Annotated in this window: 13 protein-coding genes; 8 read left to right on the top strand and 5 right to left on the bottom strand. The window is 61.8% G+C overall.

Translation table 11 applies throughout. The features are described 5' to 3' along the window. Nucleotides 1-14 precede the first annotated feature (14 nt). On the bottom strand, nt 15-1,148 hold the full coding sequence (locus G8E10_RS13530) for an EAL domain-containing protein (RefSeq protein ID WP_167129630.1): 1,134 nt from the start codon (nt 1,146-1,148) through the stop codon (nt 15-17). 280 nt (nt 1,149-1,428) lie between these two features. Between G8E10_RS13530 and G8E10_RS13525 the strand changes: the two genes are divergently transcribed. Both G8E10_RS13525 and G8E10_RS13520 read left to right on the top strand, forming a co-directional pair. Further along, nucleotides 1,429-2,139, top strand: a complete 711-nt coding sequence (locus tag G8E10_RS13525) for a recombinase family protein (protein WP_343289787.1) — start codon at nt 1,429-1,431, stop codon at nt 2,137-2,139. A 236-nt stretch (nt 2,140-2,375) separates the two neighbouring features. After that, nucleotides 2,376-2,969 carry a recombinase family protein gene (locus G8E10_RS13520; protein ID WP_343289785.1) on the top strand — a complete coding sequence of 198 codons (594 nt, stop codon included), beginning with the start codon at nt 2,376-2,378 and terminating at the stop codon, nt 2,967-2,969. 246 nt (nt 2,970-3,215) lie between these two features. Here the strand turns inward: G8E10_RS13520 and G8E10_RS13515 are convergent, their stop codons facing one another. Further along, complete coding sequence (locus tag G8E10_RS13515; protein ID WP_167129628.1) at nt 3,216-4,247, bottom strand: LacI family DNA-binding transcriptional regulator; 1,032 nt, start codon at nt 4,245-4,247, stop codon at nt 3,216-3,218. A gap of 197 nt (nt 4,248-4,444) precedes the next feature. Between G8E10_RS13515 and G8E10_RS13510 the strand changes: the two genes are divergently transcribed. The 5 genes from G8E10_RS13510 (at nt 4,445) to G8E10_RS13490 (ending at nt 10,828) form a co-directional block, all read left to right on the top strand. Beyond that, a complete protein-coding gene (locus tag G8E10_RS13510) occupies nt 4,445-5,689 on the top strand; it encodes an ABC transporter substrate-binding protein (protein WP_132449153.1) in 1,245 nt (414 codons plus the stop codon). A gap of 259 nt (nt 5,690-5,948) precedes the next feature. After that, nucleotides 5,949-6,872, top strand: a complete 924-nt coding sequence (locus G8E10_RS13505; RefSeq protein ID WP_245417218.1) for a carbohydrate ABC transporter permease — start codon at nt 5,949-5,951, stop codon at nt 6,870-6,872. Then, a complete protein-coding gene (locus G8E10_RS13500) occupies nt 6,872-7,741 on the top strand; it encodes a carbohydrate ABC transporter permease (RefSeq protein ID WP_281517565.1) in 870 nt (289 codons plus the stop codon). The genes G8E10_RS13505 and G8E10_RS13500 overlap by 1 nt, the downstream gene beginning before the upstream one ends. A gap of 29 nt (nt 7,742-7,770) precedes the next feature. Then, entirely contained in the window at nt 7,771-9,714 is a 1,944-nt protein-coding gene (locus G8E10_RS13495; RefSeq protein ID WP_167129626.1) for a glycoside hydrolase family 127 protein, read from the top strand. 10 nt (nt 9,715-9,724) lie between these two features. Then, a complete protein-coding gene (locus G8E10_RS13490; RefSeq protein WP_167129624.1) occupies nt 9,725-10,828 on the top strand; it encodes an ABC transporter ATP-binding protein in 1,104 nt (367 codons plus the stop codon). An 86-nt stretch (nt 10,829-10,914) separates the two neighbouring features. Here the strand turns inward: G8E10_RS13490 and G8E10_RS13485 are convergent, their stop codons facing one another. Continuing rightward, nucleotides 10,915-11,397: a chemotaxis protein CheW gene (locus G8E10_RS13485; RefSeq protein ID WP_132714156.1), complete on the bottom strand. Its 483-nt coding sequence runs from the start codon at nt 11,395-11,397 to the stop codon at nt 10,915-10,917. After that, a complete protein-coding gene (locus G8E10_RS13480) occupies nt 11,397-13,355 on the bottom strand; it encodes a methyl-accepting chemotaxis protein (RefSeq protein ID WP_167129622.1) in 1,959 nt (652 codons plus the stop codon). Before G8E10_RS13480 ends, G8E10_RS13485 begins: the two co-directional genes overlap by 1 nt. 404 nt (nt 13,356-13,759) lie before the next feature. On the opposite strand from G8E10_RS13480, the gene G8E10_RS13475 reads away from it, so the two are divergent. Next, complete coding sequence (locus G8E10_RS13475; RefSeq protein ID WP_167129620.1) at nt 13,760-14,851, top strand: PAS domain-containing protein; 1,092 nt, start codon at nt 13,760-13,762, stop codon at nt 14,849-14,851. A 132-nt stretch (nt 14,852-14,983) separates the two neighbouring features. Here the strand turns inward: G8E10_RS13475 and G8E10_RS13470 are convergent, their stop codons facing one another. Then, on the bottom strand, nt 14,984-17,302 hold the full coding sequence (locus G8E10_RS13470; protein ID WP_167129618.1) for a methyl-accepting chemotaxis protein: 2,319 nt from the start codon (nt 17,300-17,302) through the stop codon (nt 14,984-14,986). Nucleotides 17,303-17,383: the final 81 nt, after the last annotated feature.

The following is a 17,383-nucleotide window of genomic DNA, read 5'->3' as shown; positions in this document are numbered from 1 at the left end:
GGATCTACAGTGGGTCAGCCGATAAAGGGTCCGTGAACCCAGCGCGCTCCCGCTGCCAGCACCTCCGCAAAATCTGTTTCGTTCTCCACATTCGCAGCCACCACCGCCGCCTGGAGATGGCTCGCCTGCCGTATCAGCGCGTTGACGTCGGCGCGCCTCGTCGCAGGCTGGCCATCGGTACCGCGTCCTGCATCGATCTTGATGAGGTCGATGACGCCGTCCCGAGCGAGCGCCAACGCCGCCGCGGTGCCGTCGAAATCGCCGATCGCCACCTTGCACCCGCGCGCGCGGAGCGCCGCGGCGAACAGCGCGACGGGCTCAGGATGGGCCAAGAGATGCAGGCGCTCGATTTCGACAATGAGGCGGGCAGCGATGGCCGGTTGCGCGGAGAGAATGACCAGCGTGGAATGCCACCAGACGTCATCGATCGCCGAGAGAGCGGAAATGCTGCAGCCAAGCGTTTCCTCGGGGTGATGGCGCAGGCGATCGATCGCCGCGAGAACGACGATCCGGTCGAACACGCGCGTCAGTCCGACCCGGTCGAGGGCCACAATGAAGTCCCGGGCGTTGACCTGCCGGTCAGCGATTTCGTGGCCGTCTCCATAGACCACGTGCGGCAGAAGCGGCCTGTAGAGATCAGCGCCACCATCGCTGGCCGTGACGCGACCTTCCGAAAAATAGATGCCCGAACGCGCCAGCGCGCGATAGATCGATGCCGCCACGCACATATCGCCGCGAAACTCGAACGCGTTGACCATGCGTCCTCTTTGTCGCGATGTGGCGAGACGGGCGATATTCGACATTTCCAGCAGGGTCAGCGAGACGAAAACGGCGTGTCCGCCCACGACGATGGCGTCCCCGCAGATGGCGACAAGACTGGACTCGAGCATGGTCCAGTCATCCACGCCGTCATCGAAATCATAGCAGACGAGGGTGACGCCCCAGGCTTCGATCACGGCCGGCCATGACCGGTTCGCAAACGCCAGATCCGCACGGGCGGCCACCTCCACCAGGACGCGTCCTGCGAGACCATGGCCGTAAACCGAAACGATATCGTCAATGTTCTGAATGACATAGTGAAACGTTCTGGTGCCCTTGTCGGCCAGTGCAGGCCTGTCGGTGGTCATCAGCGCGACGGGCTGTGTCATCGGGCGCCCTCCGTGACGGACTGTGTCCGATCGCGCTGGGAAACGCGGGAAAGCGCATCCGGGAGGGCCAGTGAAGCGGGGGTGTCTGTGCGTGCGCCAGCCGTCTTTACGGCGTGGGCGTCAACCCTGATCAGATCGGAGATCGCACAGCTTCGCTGCATAAAGGGGTCCGTTCTGGTATCCCCTCATATCAAGGCGTTTCTGTGATGAAAACGGCGATTATCCAATGTTTCGGTCATGGAAAGTGGCCGAAAGGCGGGCGGACAGAAGGGACCCTTTATTGTCAACTTTAAGTCGGCAATCCTTCGCCGGGCATACAAAAAAAATCGCCCGGCGTGTGAAGGGGAGAAAAAGACCACGTCGGAGAAAACACGCAGTCATGAGAATTGGTTATGCACGGGTTTCAACAGAGGATCAGAAGCTCGATCTTCAAACACAGGTTCTGAACAAGTCGGAGTGCGACATCATCTTCACGGATCACGGGTACTCCGGTGGATCCTTCGAGAGGCCAGGATTGGAGCAGGCTTTGAGCAGGCTCGAAAGAGGTGACACCCTCGTCGTCTGGCGGCTGGATCGTCTTGGCCGGTCGCTGGTCAAGCTGGTGCAGGTGATGGACGAGTTCCGCCAGAGAGGGGTTCATTTCCACTCGCTGACCGAGAACATCGATACGAGCTCCTCGGGCGGCAAGCTGATGTTTCACATGATCGCCGCTCTTTCCGAGTTCGAGCGGACGCTCATCAGTGAACGGACGCGGGCCGGCATGGCGGCCGCGCGCAACAACGGTCAGCGGCTTGGCCGCCCTCCATCCCTGACCGATGACGAGCTGGCCGCCATCGTCAAGGCGATCAACGAACGCGGAGAAAGCCTTCGTGACGCGGCGATCAGAAACAATGTCTCGCTCCGCTCCCTGCGGCGCATGATCGCCAGGGCCAGAGACTTTGGTAAGGCCTCCCTGCAGGCAAATTGCGGGCCGGATCTCTGTCCGATGTAAAGGCGAAGCGCCTCAGTCGAGGATCATCGCACTCTGCCACGACCCATTGCAGGTCCGTCCCGCAATGGGTCATTCAGCAAAGGAAAGGCCCCCTGATATGGCTTCGAAAGGCTCCGGCGGGGAATTCTAGGGTATTGACAGTCCGGAAAAGCGGACTGTAAGTATCGACTTATAGAAAATTAGACTACGTTTAACTAAAAAAACTAAATAAGGGGAGTGGGATTTGAGATGATTCTGTGACCAGCGTTTACGCATGTTTAGGGGAACTGCATGTGATCGGTTATGCGCGCGTTTCAACGGACGATCAAAACCTTGATCTTCAGATCAATGCTCTTCAAAAGGCGGGTTGCAGTAAGATATTCTTCGACAAGGGCGTCTCGGGCAAGGTATTCGAGCGACCTGGACTTGGTAAAGCGATTTCGAGTCTCCGCCCTGGCAAGATGTTTGTCGTCTGGCGACTGGACAGGCTGGGCCGATCTCTTCCCAAACTTATCGACTTCATCGACCAGCTGGGAAAGCAGAACATTGCCTTTCTCTCGCTGACCGAAAACATCGATACCAAATCCTCCGGAGGGCGGCTCATCTTCCACATCATGGGCGCATTGGCGGAGTTCGAGCGAACGCTGATCAGCGAAAGAACAAAGGCGGGAATGGAGGCAGCCCGCATGAAAGGCACGCATCTTGGACGACAGCCATCCATGAGCACGACCGACGTGCAACAGGCCTTGAGAGCGATGAATGCCGGCGAAGACATCGACGCCATCGCCAGACAATACGACATCTCAACCCGCACCCTGCGGCGGCACATCATGAAAATGAATGCAATTTAGGTGTAAAATCCTTTCACTCGCGTAATTTGACGTCATCGTTTACGTTTTATGAACAGGCGTGAACGGACGGCGCTCTCGTGGGTGATACGCCCCTACCGTGATCCGTTCGAGCCGATCGTGCCGGTTCCTGCCGCAGGACACGGCATGCGTCTGACGCAACCGACAGGGAATTCCCACCCCCCTACTCTCCCCAGTGCAGAGGGCACCAATGGGCCATCGGCTCCAGCGGTTTTACACCTGAGTGCCTTACGACGACATCAAACTTTGACCAGCAAGGTCGGTGCCGCAAGATGCTCGCACGACGAGTTCGCACGCGATATAGTTGATCCCCGACGCCACAGGCTTGCCCTGGGTGAGGTCCAGCATGGCCAAACCCGCCCGTCTGCCCAGTTCCTTCAGGCCCATGTCGATCGTCGTCAGGGCCGGGCGGGTCTGGGCGGCGACGACATGCCAGTTGTCGAAGCCGACGACCGCGATGTCGCTGGGCACGGAAAGGCCGTGGTCACGCAAGGCATCGATGACGCCGCGGGCGGTCTCGTCGCTCCCGCAGAAGATCGCATCCGGGCGCGGCTCCGGGCGCGTCAGTATCCTGTGAACGGCTTCGTGCCCCCAGTCTTCACCCCAGGGTCCAAACATGACCTCGCCCTCGCCACCCAGAGAGGCACGATAAGCCGCGGCACGACGGCGAACGGCGGCAAAGTCCTCGGGTCCCGTAATGTGCAGGATCCGGCGATGCCCGAGCGACAGGAGATGCTCGACCGCCAGGCGAGCGCCCTGGTGATCATCGGGAACGAATGACACGCTGGTGTCCGGCCCTTCCGCAAAGGCATAGACCACCGGTATGGGCAGGCGGGAGAGATCGACCTGCGGCGCAAGATCGAGCCGGGTGGCCGTGAAGATGATCCCATCCACCTGCTTATCCAGCAGCGCTTCCAGGTGAAGGCGGGCAAGTCTTGGATCGTTGTTGGTGGCGCAGAGAAAAACTGACACGCCATGATCGACGAGCGCTTCGGAAACGCCGGCCGTCATCGGCAAGGTCAACCGTCCATAGGTGTCGTTGGTGATCATGCCGATCGAATGGCTGCGTCGACTGAGCAACCCGCGCGCGAGTGCATTCGGCCGGAAGCCGATCTTTTCGGCAATGTGCTTTACCCGGTCACGGGTCTCGGCATTCGTGCGGCCCTGTCCATTCAGCGCGTTTGAAGCGGTGGAAATGCTGACGCCCGCAGCAAGCGCCACGTCGCGGATCGTCGCTCGTCGCCCATGCGAAGTGGTCATCATCGGCACCCTGAAGTTGGCTTGATAAAAGGTTTCATAAAGAAATACCTCAAGTGATAAAAGGTTTTAGCATTTCATCCGTCTTTCGCTGTGTTCACGCTGTCGACAATACAAATATTCTCGATTACCGTCCGTGTCACGTCAATGTCCCGGCATGTCCAAGGGAGAGTTGGCGACAACGAAAAAGGGAACGCTCCATGCTGAAAATCAAACTGGCGCTCGCCGCGCTTTCGCTTGTTGCCAGCACCACGCTGGCGAATGCAACCGATGTCACCCTGTGGGTTCGCACCTCGTCCGGCGCCGTCCTCCAAGGCCTCGCAGATCATTACAACGCCTCCCATTCCGACAAGATCGTCGTGACGCAGATCACGGCCGAGCAGATGGTGCCGAAGCTGGGCGCGGCCATTGCCGGCGGTGCGGCACCCGATGGCGCCGTGCTCGACCTGATCTATCTGCCGACATTTGCCGCAGCCGATGGCTTGGAAGACATTACCGAGTTCGTCAAGAGCCGCCCTTATGCGAGCGCCATGAGCCCGTCCCATATCCGCCTTGCGACCTATGAGGACAAGATCTACGGCGTACCGGCCCTCCCCGATGCCTCGATCATCGCCTACAACACCGACCTCTTCGAAAAGGCCGGTCTCGATCCGAACAAGGCGCCGGCATCTCTGGAAGAGATTGCCGCCGACGCCAAGAAGATCGCGGCGCTCGGCAACGAGACCTACGGCTTCTACTTCGTCGCCAATTCCGGCAGCTGGCTGATCTACGACTTCCTGCCGCATCTCTGGGCGGCGGGCGCCGACATCCTCACCGAGGACGGCCGTACGGCAACCGTGGATACGCCGGCTCTGCGCGAGACGATCGCCGCCTATCGCGATATGTGGAAGGCTGGCGCGATCCATCCGACCTCGCGATCCGGCAACGGCAACAATGCGGTCGAGGCGTTTGCCTCCGGCAAGGTCGGCGTTCTCATGACCGGTTCCTACATCGTCAACCTGCTGACGAGCAAATATCCCGACGTCAAGTTCGCCGTCGCGCCGATCCCCGGCCCCAAGGGCGGCGCCTCAAGCTTTGCCGGTGGCGATACGCTGGCCGTCATGAAAGGCATCGACGAGGAAAAGAAGAAGGTCCTGCTCGACTTCGTCGATTTCTACATGACGCCGGAGCAGCAGGTCTACATCACCAAGGAATCCGGCATGCCCTCGCGCACCGATCTCGCAGGAGATGCCTATGCGAGCTTCGACAAGCGCAATCTGGTCTCCTACGACATCCTGTCGAAGGCACGCACACCTTACACCTTCTCCTCGGACGAACTCTTCGTCAGCCGCACCGGACCCTTCGTCAACCTGATCCAGGGCGCGATCTTCGGCGAAGACGTCGATGGGTCGATCAAGACCGCGCAGGATGCTTTTACCAAGGTTCTTGAGCGAACCAACCCGTAAGGGGATCCAGCTGTCGGATGTGACCTGCCGCAGAGCCTTTTCCAAGGTCTGAGGTCTTGTCTGCCCCTCACCCTAGCCCTCTCCCCGCATGCGGGGAGAGGGGACGTGCTATAGGGTTGCTCCGAGTCCCTTCTCCCCGCGCGCGGGGAGAAGGTACCGGCAGGCGGATGAGCGGCAGCTGCGACCGAAACGTTAAAAGTCACGCACCCCGCACGTCCCATCATCAACCCCGTCCCATCATCAACCAAGGAGCGAAATCTTGGCTTCGACGGCACAAAGACCGACGCAAACGGTGACGGCGAGCAACGACCCCGAACCGAAGGGCTGGCTCGGCCTCGCCTTCATGGCGCCAAGCCTCGTCTTTATTCTCGGCCTCTTCGTCGTGCCCCTGGTCATGGCGCTCTGGATGAGCCTTCACAACTGGCCGCTGCTCGGACGCCGCAAGTTCATCGGGCTTGGCAACTATGCGGAACTGCTGGGAGACATGCAGCTCTGGCATTCCCTCGGATTCACGCTGCTCTATACCGTGCTCGTCACCGCCGCCATCATGGCCGTCGCCTTGCCCCTGGCGCTGCTGGTGGACCGGCCGCTCAGGCTTGCCGGCTTCTTCCGCACGGTCTACTTCATGCCTGTCGTCATCGGCTTCGGTGCAGCCTCCACCCTGTGGATGTGGCTGCTCAATCCCGACAATGGCGTCTTTGCCCATCTGCTGCGGGGCCTTGGCCTCGTGGACAGCGCGCCGCGGCCGCTCGAAAGCTTCTGGCCGGCGCTCGGCGTCATCATCCTCATGGTGGTCTGGAAGACGGCAGGCTTCACCATGGTCATCCTTCTCACCGGCCTTCAGGCCATTCCCGCCGACGTGACCGAAGCGGCCAAGATCGATGGCGCCGGCGTCTTCAGCCGCTTCCGGCGGATCACGCTGCCGCTGATGCGCAATTCGCTTCTTCTGGCGCTGGTGCTCAACGTGACGTCGTCGATGCTCGCTTTCGACCAGTTCTTCATCATCACGCAGGGCGGCCCGTCGAACAGCACCATCTCCGCCGTGTTTTCGATCTACCTCGCCTCCTTCTCCTCCTATCGCCTCGGCTACGGCTCGGCCATGTCCTTCGTGCTGCTCGTCGTTCTCGTCGCGATCTCCTCGATCCAGCTCGCCTTCCTGCGCCAGCGGCCGGAGGAAAGCTGATGAGCCGCACCCTTCCCACATCCGCGCCGATGCCGGCACGCGAACGGCTCGGCTTTGCCGCCTTCATCCTCGTCTCGGTCGTCTTCGCGCTGTTCTTCCTGCTGCCGATCGTCTGGTCGTTCGCCAACTCCTTCAAGCCCGCGGCCGAGGCTCTGGCCCATCCCGTCGCACTGTTTTCCAAGGCCTTCTCGCTGGAGAACTACAGGCGGCTGAATACCGTCGGTGCCGGGTGGACCGTCTATGCCGGCAACTCGGTCATGATTGCGCTCGGAACCGTGGTGCTGACAGTGCTCGTCGCCGTTCCCGCCGGCTACGGCTTCTCGAAGTTCCGCTTTCCCGGTCAGTCCGCACTCTTCATCGTGGTGATGGCGACGATGATGATCCCGTTCCAGTCAATCCTCACACCGCTCTTCCTGATCCTGAAAGTGCTGAAGCTTCAGAACAGTCTGTTCGGCCTCGTGCTGATTTACGTGACCTTCCAGCTTCCCTTCTCGATCTTCATGATGCGCAATGCCTTCGATGCGGTGCCCCGCGCCCTGATCGAGGCGGCGCGGATCGACGGGGCGTCGCAATGGACGATTCTCAGGCGGATCATGCTGCCGATCGCCCTCCCCGGCGTCGCGACGATCGCCATGTTCGCCTTCCTCAATTCCTGGAACGAGTTCCTCGCCGCGCTGATCTTCCTGTCGGACCAGAACAAGTTCACGCTGCCGATCATGCTGGTCAACGTCTCTTCCGGCATCTACGGCATCATCGACTGGGGTGCGCTGCAGGCGGGCGTAACCGTCACCATGGTCCCCTGCATCATCCTGTTCCTTCTCCTGCAACGCTATTACGTACGCGGTCTCACCGCCGGCGCCGTGAAATGAGCATCGTGCATTCCCAAAAGGCTTCTCCCATGTCGTCCACGCCCGCCTCCCCGCGCGTCCAGCCGTTGACCCCGCCCCGCCGCTTCATCCCCGTCGATCATGCCCGCGTGGATTTCACCGGCGGGTTCTGGGAAAGCTGGTCGAACACCGTGCGAGACGTGACCATCCCCACCCAGCATATGCGGCTGGAAGAGGAAGGCTTTCTGGAAGTCCTCGACTTCGACAAGCCGCCCTCGCCGCTGGTGCGCCGCATCCAGCCGAGCGGGCTGTCGATGCAGCATTTCTTCGACAGCGATTTCGGCAAGTGGATCGAGGCCGCAAGCTACACGCTGAAAGCGCATCCGAACGCCGATATCGAGAAAAAGATCGATGCGATCGTCGAGAAGCTCGAACAAGGGCAGATGGCCGACGGCTACCTCAACAGCTGGTTCGTCCGCCGCGAGCCGGAGAAACGCTGGACGAACCTGCGCGATCTTCACGAGATGTATTCGATGGGGCATCTGCTCGAGGGCGCCGTCGCCTATTTCGAAGCGACCGGCAAGCGACGCTTCCTCGACGTGATGATCCGCGCCGTCGATCACATCATCGATACGTTCGGCCCGGAGCCCGGCAAGCTGCGCGGCTATGATGCCCACGAGGAAATCGAACTGGCGCTCGTCAAGCTCTACCGCGTGACGCGCGATCCGCGCCATCTGGCCCTTGCGACCTACTTCGTCAACGAGCGCGGCCAGATGCCCTCCTATTACGACGAGGAGGCCCGCCATCGCGGTGAGAACCCCGAGGATTACGTCTACCAGACCTATGCCTACAGCCAGGCGCACATGCCCGTGCGCGAGCAGACACAGGTCGTCGGCCATGCGGTGCGCGCCATGTATCTCTTCTCCGCCATGGTCGATCTCGCGCATGAGAATGACGATCCGACCCTGAAGGCAGCCTGCGAGCGGCTGTTCGACAACCTCACCGGCCGCCAGCTCTACGTCACGGGCGGGCTTGGTCCGTCGGCCTCCAACGAGGGCTTCACGCGGGAATACGACCTGCCCAACGAGACGGCCTATGCCGAAACCTGCGCTGCCGTTGCACTCGGGTTCTGGAGCCACCGCATGGCGCAGCTCGATCTGGATGCAAAATACACCGACAAGCTGGAAACCGTGCTCTTCAACGGCGCGCTGTCCGGTATCTCGCGCGACGGCGAGCATTATTTCTACGAAAACGTGCTGGAGAGCCACGGCCAGAACCGCCGCTGGAAGTGGCATTACTGCCCCTGCTGCCCGACCAATATCGCCCGCCTCATCACCTCGCTCGGCCAGTACGTCTATTCCGCGACGGATGCGGATCTGGCAGTGCATCTCTACGGCGCCAACACGGCGGAGATAGCGCTTGGGCAGACCATCGTCCGGCTGACGCAGGAAACGCGCTATCCCTGGGATGGCGATATCCGGCTCGCGCTCGGGCTCGACACACCCTCATCCTTCACGCTGCATCTGCGCATCCCCGGCTGGTGCCGGGCGGCACGGGTGACGGTCAATGGCGAGGCCGTCGATGTGAAAGTGGCCGTCACAAAAGGCTATGTCGCGATCCGGCGCGCCTGGGCGGATGGCGACGAGGTGCGGTTGTCCCTCGACATGCCGGTCGACCGGCTCTATGCGCATCCGGCCGTCGGCGAGGACGCCGGTCGGGTGGCGCTGAAGCGCGGTCCCGTGGTCTATTGCGTCGAGGAGACCGACATCGGCACCGAGCCCCAGCGGCTACGGCTACCGGCGGAGGCAAGGCTCGACGTTGCCTATGATCCGAACCTGCTGGGCGGCGCTGCCGTGCTGACGGGCGAAGCGCTGGAGGCTGAGACGAGCGATTGGAACGGGCTCTACCGCACGGCCCCGCCGGCGCTCAAACCCCGCGCCTTCAAGGCGATTCCCTACCATCTCTGGGCAAACCGCGACCCCGGCGCGATGCTCGTGTGGCTGAACGAGAAGTAGGAGACAGACGATGGCCCGGCTCGAACTGCGAAACGTCGTCAAATCCTATGGCATCTACGAGGCCGTGCGCGGCATCGATCTGGAGATCGAGGACAAGGAGTTCGTCGTCTTCGTCGGCCCGTCCGGTTGCGGCAAATCGACGACGCTCCGGATGATCGCCGGGCTCGAGCACATCACCGGCGGCGACATCATCATCGGCGATCAGGTGGTCAACCGCCTTGGGCCGGGCAAACGCGACATCGCCATGGTGTTCCAGAACTATGCACTCTACCCGCATATGTCCGTGCGCGAGAACATCGCCTTTTGCCTCGAACAGCAACGATTGCCGAAGAGCGAGATCGAGACGCGGATCCTTGACGCCGCGCGCACGCTGCACATCGAGGAACTTCTCGACCGCCGCCCCGGCCAGCTCTCGGGCGGGCAGCGCCAGCGCGTCGCCATGGGCCGGGCGATCGTGCGCAATCCGAAAGTGTTTCTGTTCGATGAACCGCTCTCGAACCTCGATGCCAAGCTCCGCGTGCAGATGCGCACAGAAATCAAGCGCTTACATCAAGTCTTGCCGACCACCACGGTCTATGTCACGCATGACCAGATCGAGGCGATGACCATGGCGGACCGCGTCGTCGTCATGAATGGCGGATTGATCGAGCAATGCGGCCCGCCGCAGCGTCTCTACCATCACCCGGCCACCCGCTTCGTCGCCGGCTTCATCGGCTCGCCCGCCATGAACTTTCTGGAGGCTCGACTTGTCGACGTCGCAGGCCAGCTCGTCGTTCGCCTCGAAGACGGCACCGATTTGCCTGTGCCGTCGGAACGCGCCGCCCTTTACGCGTCCAGAACAGGTCGCCCGGTCACCTTCGGCATCCGCCCGGAAGCCGTGAGCGCCGCACAGCAGCGCTCGGGCTACGCAGCGCTGACCGCCCGGATCGACCTTGTGGAGCCGCTCGGTCCCTCGACCATGATCTATTTCGACGTGGGAACGACCACCCTCTGCGCCAGCATCGACCCGGAAGCGGGCGCCCGGGCGGGAGAGGACATCGTTCTCTCCGTCAACATGAACCAGATGCATCTGTTCGATGCAGAAACCGGCGTGTCTCTGACGCCCCTTCCGTGAGGCGTGCTATTTTTTCCGTAACGAGTAGCGAATGCACAGTCGAAATCTGGCGAAAGCCTTCTTAGGCGTTCGCCAGATCGGAGGCTTTACGCCGCGACCATCTCTGCAGTCTCCCCCTTCTCGAACATGCGTTCCAGATTGAGAAAGCAGATCATTCCGTCCGGCTGGGCGATGATACCGTCGGCATAGTGCATGCCGGGGGAAATGCTGATCTCGGGGACCGGCTGCAGCAGGTTTTCGGAGACCGTCAGGATGTCGGAGACGCCATCGACGATGAGGCCCATCGCCATGCCGTGTATTTCGGCCACGACGATGGCGCTGCGTGGGGTCGGCTCGGTGCTGGCCATGCCGAGCTTGTTGGCCAGATCGATGATCGGGATCACCGTGCCGCGCAGGTTCATCACGCCGATGACATCCGGCGGGGCATGCGGGATCGGGGTGGCCGGGCCCCATCCGCGAATCTCGCGGATGGTCGTCGTGCGGACACAGAATTCCTGCCCGTGCAGCCTGAAGGCGATGATCTCAAGCGTGCCGCCGGTGCCGGATGTGGATGGGTTCAAACCGGTCATCAAAAGTCCTCCCATGTTTCCTTGATCGCGGCGTTGCCGGAGAAGGCCTTCGCGACCTTGCCCGCCAGTCGCTTCGCCGGCGAGGCCACCGGGCGATGGGCCGGGCTTGCCGCCATGGCGGATGCGGTCTGGCGCAGCGCTCCGCCCAGCTGGAACTGCGAGATCAGCTCGCGCAGGCGTTGGGCTTCAGTGGCCAGCGTCGCGCTGGCGGCGTTGCTTTCCTCGACCATGGCGGCGTTCTGCTGTGTCACCTGGTCCATCTGGTTGACGGCCGTGTTGACTTCGGCAAGGCCGACGGACTGTTCGCGGGCGGACGTGGCGATGGCGTCCATATGCTGGTTGACGGTGACGATATAGCCTTCGATCGTCTTGAGCGCCTGACCGGTTTCGCTGACCAGCCTGACACCGCTCTGCACTTCCTGGGAGGAGTTGCGGATCAGATCCTTGATCTCCTTGGCGGCCTTGGCCGAGCGCTGGGCAAGCTCGCGAACTTCCTGCGCGACGACCGCAAAGCCCTTGCCCGCATCGCCCGCACGAGCCGCCTCGACACCCGCATTCAGCGCCAGCAGGTTGGTCTGGAAGGCGATTTCGTCGATGACGCCGATGATGTTGGAGATTTCGTTGGAGGACTGCTCGATCTTCTGCATGGCATCGACGGCATTGGCGACGACCGCGCCGGACTGTGCCGCACTTTCGTTGGCAAGCAGGGCCGTTTTGCGGGCTTCCTCGGCGCGCTTGGAGGAGTTGGCGACATTGACGGTGATCTCGTCGAGCGCCGCAGCGGTTTCCTCCAGCGAGGCGGCCTGCTGTTCGGTCCGCTTGGAAAGATCCTCGGTGCTGGCGCTGATCTCGCGCGTGCCGGTGTCGATCTGCGTACTGGCATTGGCCACAGCCCGCATCGTTTCCGCAAGCTGTGCGATCGCTCCGTTCAGATCGTGACGCAGGGCCTCGAAATCGGGCGCGAAGGCTTCGTTGAGCTGAAAACCGAGATCGCCGGCGGCAAGGCGACGGAGACCGGAGGCAAGGCCGGACGTCGCTTCCTGGAGGAGCGCTCTCGCAGCGGCTTCAGCATCCGCGGTCAGGCGAACGCGATCCTTTTCCGCCTGAAGGCGGGCCGCTTCGGCGTCCTGCTCGAGACGCTTGTTGTTGATCGCTGCCTGGCGAAACACCTCGACGGCGCTGGCCATGTCACCGATCTCGTCCTTTCTGCTCGTATGGGCGAGATCGACGTCGGTGTTACCGTCCGCGAGCTTCCGCATGGCCTGCGTCATGACGCGAATGGGCTGACCGACACTCTTGATGAGAATGATGGCGGAGAGGACAAGGACGAGCACGATCGCAAGACCGATACCGAGCGCCACCGAATTTGCCTGTGCGACCGTTGCGCTCAGGGTTTCTTTCGCGCCGGCCGTGAAGCGGGTGGCATTCTTCTTCGCCTTGTCGATTGCTATCCCCGTGTCATCGGCAATTTTTCCGCTTTCGGCGGCAGACGCGACGAGTGCCTTGTTCATGTCCTCTGCCGAGATCTGACCGTCTGCCTTCTTCTGGAAGGACGCCACAACGAACGTTGCCCGTTTTTCCGTGGCGTCCGTGTAGCTTTTAAGCCCGTCCCGGATCTGAACGAGAACGTCCGGGATCATCGCCAGAGCGATGGGTTGCTCGAGGCCATCCCAGCCGGCTTCGAAGTCCGATTTGACATTCGAAAGGGCTGTGTCCGCTTCATCTTTGGTCCGGGCAAGATTCATGCGTGTTGCGGCATAGCGCATTCGGGCGAGCGCGAGCTCTGCGTTGACAACGCCACTGAGAATCGTCTGTTCGCGTCCGACGACCGCGTTTGCTTCGTCGACCTGATGACTGGAGACCTGCTGATTGGCGATCATGCCAAGGATCAGCAGAATGCCGATCCCCGATGATACGAGCAACTTGGTTCCGACCTTGGCATTCTGCAGTACTGACATAAGGATCTCCAGTCGATGTATGTCTGTGTCGTGTCCGATGGACAAACGCCAAGAGGCAAAGTCATTCTGCCAGAGGCTTTGGGAAACACGGAGATCATGTCCGTATCGCAATTCGCTAGGAATGATGGCTCTGCTTCAAGGCGCTTCGGCAGGCACGTCTAAGGACGTGTCTTTCTGGCGATCGACTTGAAACGCTCTGCCCCTCGCGGAACGCAATGTCTGATTATTCAATAAATTTGTTGTGTTTCATATAATCATTGATTTAAGAAAATACGCGATTTGCGCTTTTGACGCGTGGAATTGGTGGTTTTCGACGGACGATGCCGGACCTAAGCTGAAACTGAGCGAAAAACGGTCACGCACCCCTTCATCAACGCCAAAGCGGCCGGAAAGGATGGAGCGGTATGCCGACGACGAGCCTGTTGGGAGACGACGCGACCGGTGCGGCCTTTGGTCAGGAGACGCGTGGTCACCGTCTGTCGGGCATTTCCTCGCGGCATTTCCTGAAGCTGCTGGAAGATCAGGGCCGGGTGGGCTTCTGGTCGATCGATTTCGACATCGGTCAGATCAACGGCTCGGTAGGGCTCTTCCGGCTCTTGGGGCTTTTGCCTTTCACCAGGCTCGAATTTGCCGATGTGATCCGGATGATCCATCCGGCCGACCGGGGCGCGAACGCCGATATGATGGCGATCATCCGCTCGGGTCAGGCGATCGAACGGGAATTTCGCATTATCCGTCCCGATAAAACCCTGCGCTGGATCCAGAATAGGGCTGAGGCGCTCGTTGATCCGGACGGCGTTCCCACGCGCGCGCTCGGAATGCTGACGGATGTCACCGAACAGCATGAGGCGCGGATCTTGGCGGGCGAAGGATGGCAGAGCTATCAACGCCTGATATCCGCCATTGCCGAGGTGAAATGGCGCATTCTACCCAACGGCAAGATCCTGTCCTTGCTGAGATGGGAAGACCTCACCGGACAGACCTTGGAGGCGGCGGACAACTGGGGATGGCTTGAGGCCGTTCACCCCGATGAGCGGGATGGCATTCGATCGCTCTGGGCCGAGTGCACACGGACCGGCCAACCCTATTCCGTCGATCTTCGTATCCGGTGTCTGACTGGAGGCTTTCGACGCTACCTGATGCGCGGCGCTCCGCTCTGCAACGCAGATGGGTCCGTGCGGGAGTGGATTGGTGTCCTCATCGAGACAGCACCGCTGACTTCGACCGTGTCCGCGCCACCCGTCGATGCCGTCAAGGCACTGGACGGAGCGCATATTCGCGCGGCGCGGGCACTTCTGGACTGGAACGTGGAAGACCTGTCGCTCAAGGCCGGCGTCTCCGTCTCGACGATCCGGCGCCTGGAACATGGCACGGGAAACCGGACGAGGCTTCCTCACGTCGAGGCCATTCGCAATGCCCTGCAGGAGGGCGGCGTACGGTTCGGTCTCGGCCCGGATGCCGAGATAGCCTTGAGCTTGTGCCATCGTCAGGACTGAAGGTTTTGACGGAGACCAGACCTTGTGACCGGCGCGATAGAGAAGAATGCCGGCCTTTGTATGCGACACGGCATGAGGTCCTGACGTCTCATTCAATGGCTTTTACAGCGGTCCGGCGGATGCTGTCGTCTCTTAAAACTCTTCCCAGCTTTCCTGCACGGCGGCATTGCCGGCGATGGAGCGGGTCACCTTTCCGCCAGGCCTACTGACGGGTGATGCGAGAGGGCGCTGAGGTTGCCGCTGAACCGGGCTTGCGGCCATGAGGGTGGCAGTGTGGCGGTGCGTGCTGCCGAGCTGGAAGCGGGAGACCAGTTCGCGCAGTCGGCTGCTTTCGGTGGCGAGCGTCGCGCCGGCCGCGCTGGTTTCCTCGACCATCGCCGCGTTCTGCTGGGTCACCTGGTCCATCTGGTTCACGGCCGTGTTCACTTCGGCCAGACCGACGGACTGTTCTCCGGCCGATGTCGCGATCGAGGCCATGTGCTGGTTGACGGTGATGATGTAACCCTCGATCATCCTCAGCGCCTCGCCCGTGTCGCTGACCAGCTTCACGCCGTTCTGCACCTCGTTGGAGGAAATGCGGATCAGGTCCTTGATATCTTTTGCGGCCTTTGCCGAACGCTGGGCCAGTTCGCGCACTTCCTGTGCGACGACAGCGAAGCCCTTGCCCGCCTCCCCTGCCCGCGCGGCTTCGACGCCCGCATTGAGCGCCAGAAGGTTGGTCTGGAAGGCGATTTCGTCGATGACGCCGATGATGTTGGAGACCTCGTTCGAGGACGCCTCGATCTTCTGCATGGCGTCCACCGCATCGGCGACGACGCGACCGGACTGGGCGGCACTGTCATTGGCGAGAACGGCGACCTTGCGGGCCTCGTCAGCGCGCTTGGACGAGTTGGCGACGTTGACCGTGATCTGGTCGAGCGCGGCGGCCGTCTCCTCAAGCGATGCGGCCTGCTGTTCGGTGCGCTTGGAGAGGTCGTCGGCACTGCTGCTGACCTCCCGGCTGCCGGTGTCGATGGCGTCCGTTGCCTGCGCCACGTCCCGCAGCGTCTGCGAAAGCTGCGTCACCGCGGCATTGAAGTCGGCACGGAGCGTTTCGAAATCAGCTGCGAAGGGGTCGGCGAGCTGGTAGGTCAGATCGCCGTCCGCCAGATGCTTCAGCCCCTTGCCGAGACCCGCCGTGGCCTGCGCCATATCGGCCGCGCGGATACGATCGGCCTCGGCCTTGCTCTGGCGTTCTTCCTCGCTCAGGCTGCGATGGGCCGCGGCTTCCTGCTCCAGCCGCATCCGGGCCACATTGCTGTCGCGCAGCACCTCCAGCGATCGCGCCATGTCGCCGATCTCGTCCTTGGCCGTCGTGTCTAAGAGAGCCGCCTCCAACCGGCCGGCCGCAATGGAATTCGTCGCCGCGATCACCTTGCCGAGACGGTTGCGGAAGCGGTTGGCGAGCGCGGTGGCGACGGCGACCAGAAGCACGGTGGCAATGCCGACGACGATTAGCGAGGTCATGGCAAGGCTTTTCAGCCCGGCAAAAAGGGCGGGAACGGGCACGGAGACGACCGTGTACCATGTGGTTCCCGGAATGATGTTGACAGGCACGGCGACGGCGAGGTTCTGCGACCCGTCGGCATTGGTCATTTCCACCGGCGTGCCCGGACGGGCGACCACCTGATCCCAGGCCGCGGCATCGAGCCCGGAATCCTTCAGCGATTTCCCCAGCAGCGCCTGGTCGGGATAGGCGACGATGCTGCCGCCCTGGCTGATCAGCGCGACGAAGCCCGCCCCCAGCGGCTTCAGGCCCGAAAGGTCCCTGGACAGGCTGTCGAGGGCGGTATCCACGCCGGTGACGCCGACGAAGCGACCGTCCTTCAACAGGGGCACCATGAAGGAGGTCATGAGAACGTTCTTGCCGTCGATGGCGTATTGATAGGGTTCGGTGAAGAAGTCCCGGCCGGTCTGCTTGGGCACCTGATAATAGTCGCCGGCACCCGGCTTGTCGTAGTCGACCAGCGGATCGTGCAGGATCGTTTCGCCCGAGCGTGCCAAATAGGGAACGTAGCGACCCGTCGCGTCATGGCCCGGCTTGCTCTTGTAGTCGGCATCCTTGCCGTCGAAGGCGTCGGGCTCCCAGCCGGTGCTGACGCCGACGGCCGCGGGATTATCGATCAGGAGCTGGCGGAGAAACGCATCCGTCGCATCGCGGGAGGGCGCGCCGCCCTGCGCTGCGGCAACGAGATACGACCGCATGTTGAAGCTGAGCGTCTTCAGTGCGCCGAAGCGGGTCTCGACATTGGCAGCGCTGGTGGCGGCCGCATTGGTCATTTCGGCGATCGAACGCGCACGGACCTCGTGATAGGCGAGGTAGAGAAGAATGCCCGCCGTTGCCACCGTGGTGGCGACACCCGTGGCGACGATGGCGAACATATTGCGGCCCGTGGCCGTTTTTGGGAACATCCGGCGTCTCCAAACGCGATCTTTGCTTCAACGGGTCGGCGATAAACTCGGGCACACAGTCGGTCGGGACGGCACAGTGCT

The organism is Ferranicluibacter rubi (assembly GCF_011603255.1).
Taxonomy (GTDB): Bacteria; Pseudomonadota; Alphaproteobacteria; order Rhizobiales; family Rhizobiaceae; genus Ferranicluibacter; species Ferranicluibacter rubi.
Note: the sequence above shows the minus strand (reverse complement) of the source record. Positions and strands in the feature narration are given on the sequence as shown.

Coding starts and splice junctions, on each gene's coding strand:
- G8E10_RS13530 (WP_167129630.1), bottom strand. CDS start 1,148: ATGACACAGCCCGTCGCGCTGATGACCACCGACAGGCCTGCACTGGCC.
- G8E10_RS13515 (WP_167129628.1), bottom strand. CDS start 4,247: ATGACCACTTCGCATGGGCGACGAGCGACGATCCGCGACGTGGCGCTT.
- G8E10_RS13510 (WP_132449153.1), top strand. CDS start 4,445: ATGCTGAAAATCAAACTGGCGCTCGCCGCGCTTTCGCTTGTTGCCAGC.
- G8E10_RS13500 (WP_281517565.1), top strand. CDS start 6,872: ATGAGCCGCACCCTTCCCACATCCGCGCCGATGCCGGCACGCGAACGG.
- G8E10_RS13495 (WP_167129626.1), top strand. CDS start 7,771: ATGTCGTCCACGCCCGCCTCCCCGCGCGTCCAGCCGTTGACCCCGCCC.
- G8E10_RS13490 (WP_167129624.1), top strand. CDS start 9,725: ATGGCCCGGCTCGAACTGCGAAACGTCGTCAAATCCTATGGCATCTAC.
- G8E10_RS13485 (WP_132714156.1), bottom strand. CDS start 11,397: ATGACCGGTTTGAACCCATCCACATCCGGCACCGGCGGCACGCTTGAG.
- G8E10_RS13480 (WP_167129622.1), bottom strand. CDS start 13,355: ATGTCAGTACTGCAGAATGCCAAGGTCGGAACCAAGTTGCTCGTATCA.
- G8E10_RS13475 (WP_167129620.1), top strand. CDS start 13,760: ATGCCGACGACGAGCCTGTTGGGAGACGACGCGACCGGTGCGGCCTTT.
- G8E10_RS13470 (WP_167129618.1), bottom strand. CDS start 17,302: ATGTTCCCAAAAACGGCCACGGGCCGCAATATGTTCGCCATCGTCGCC.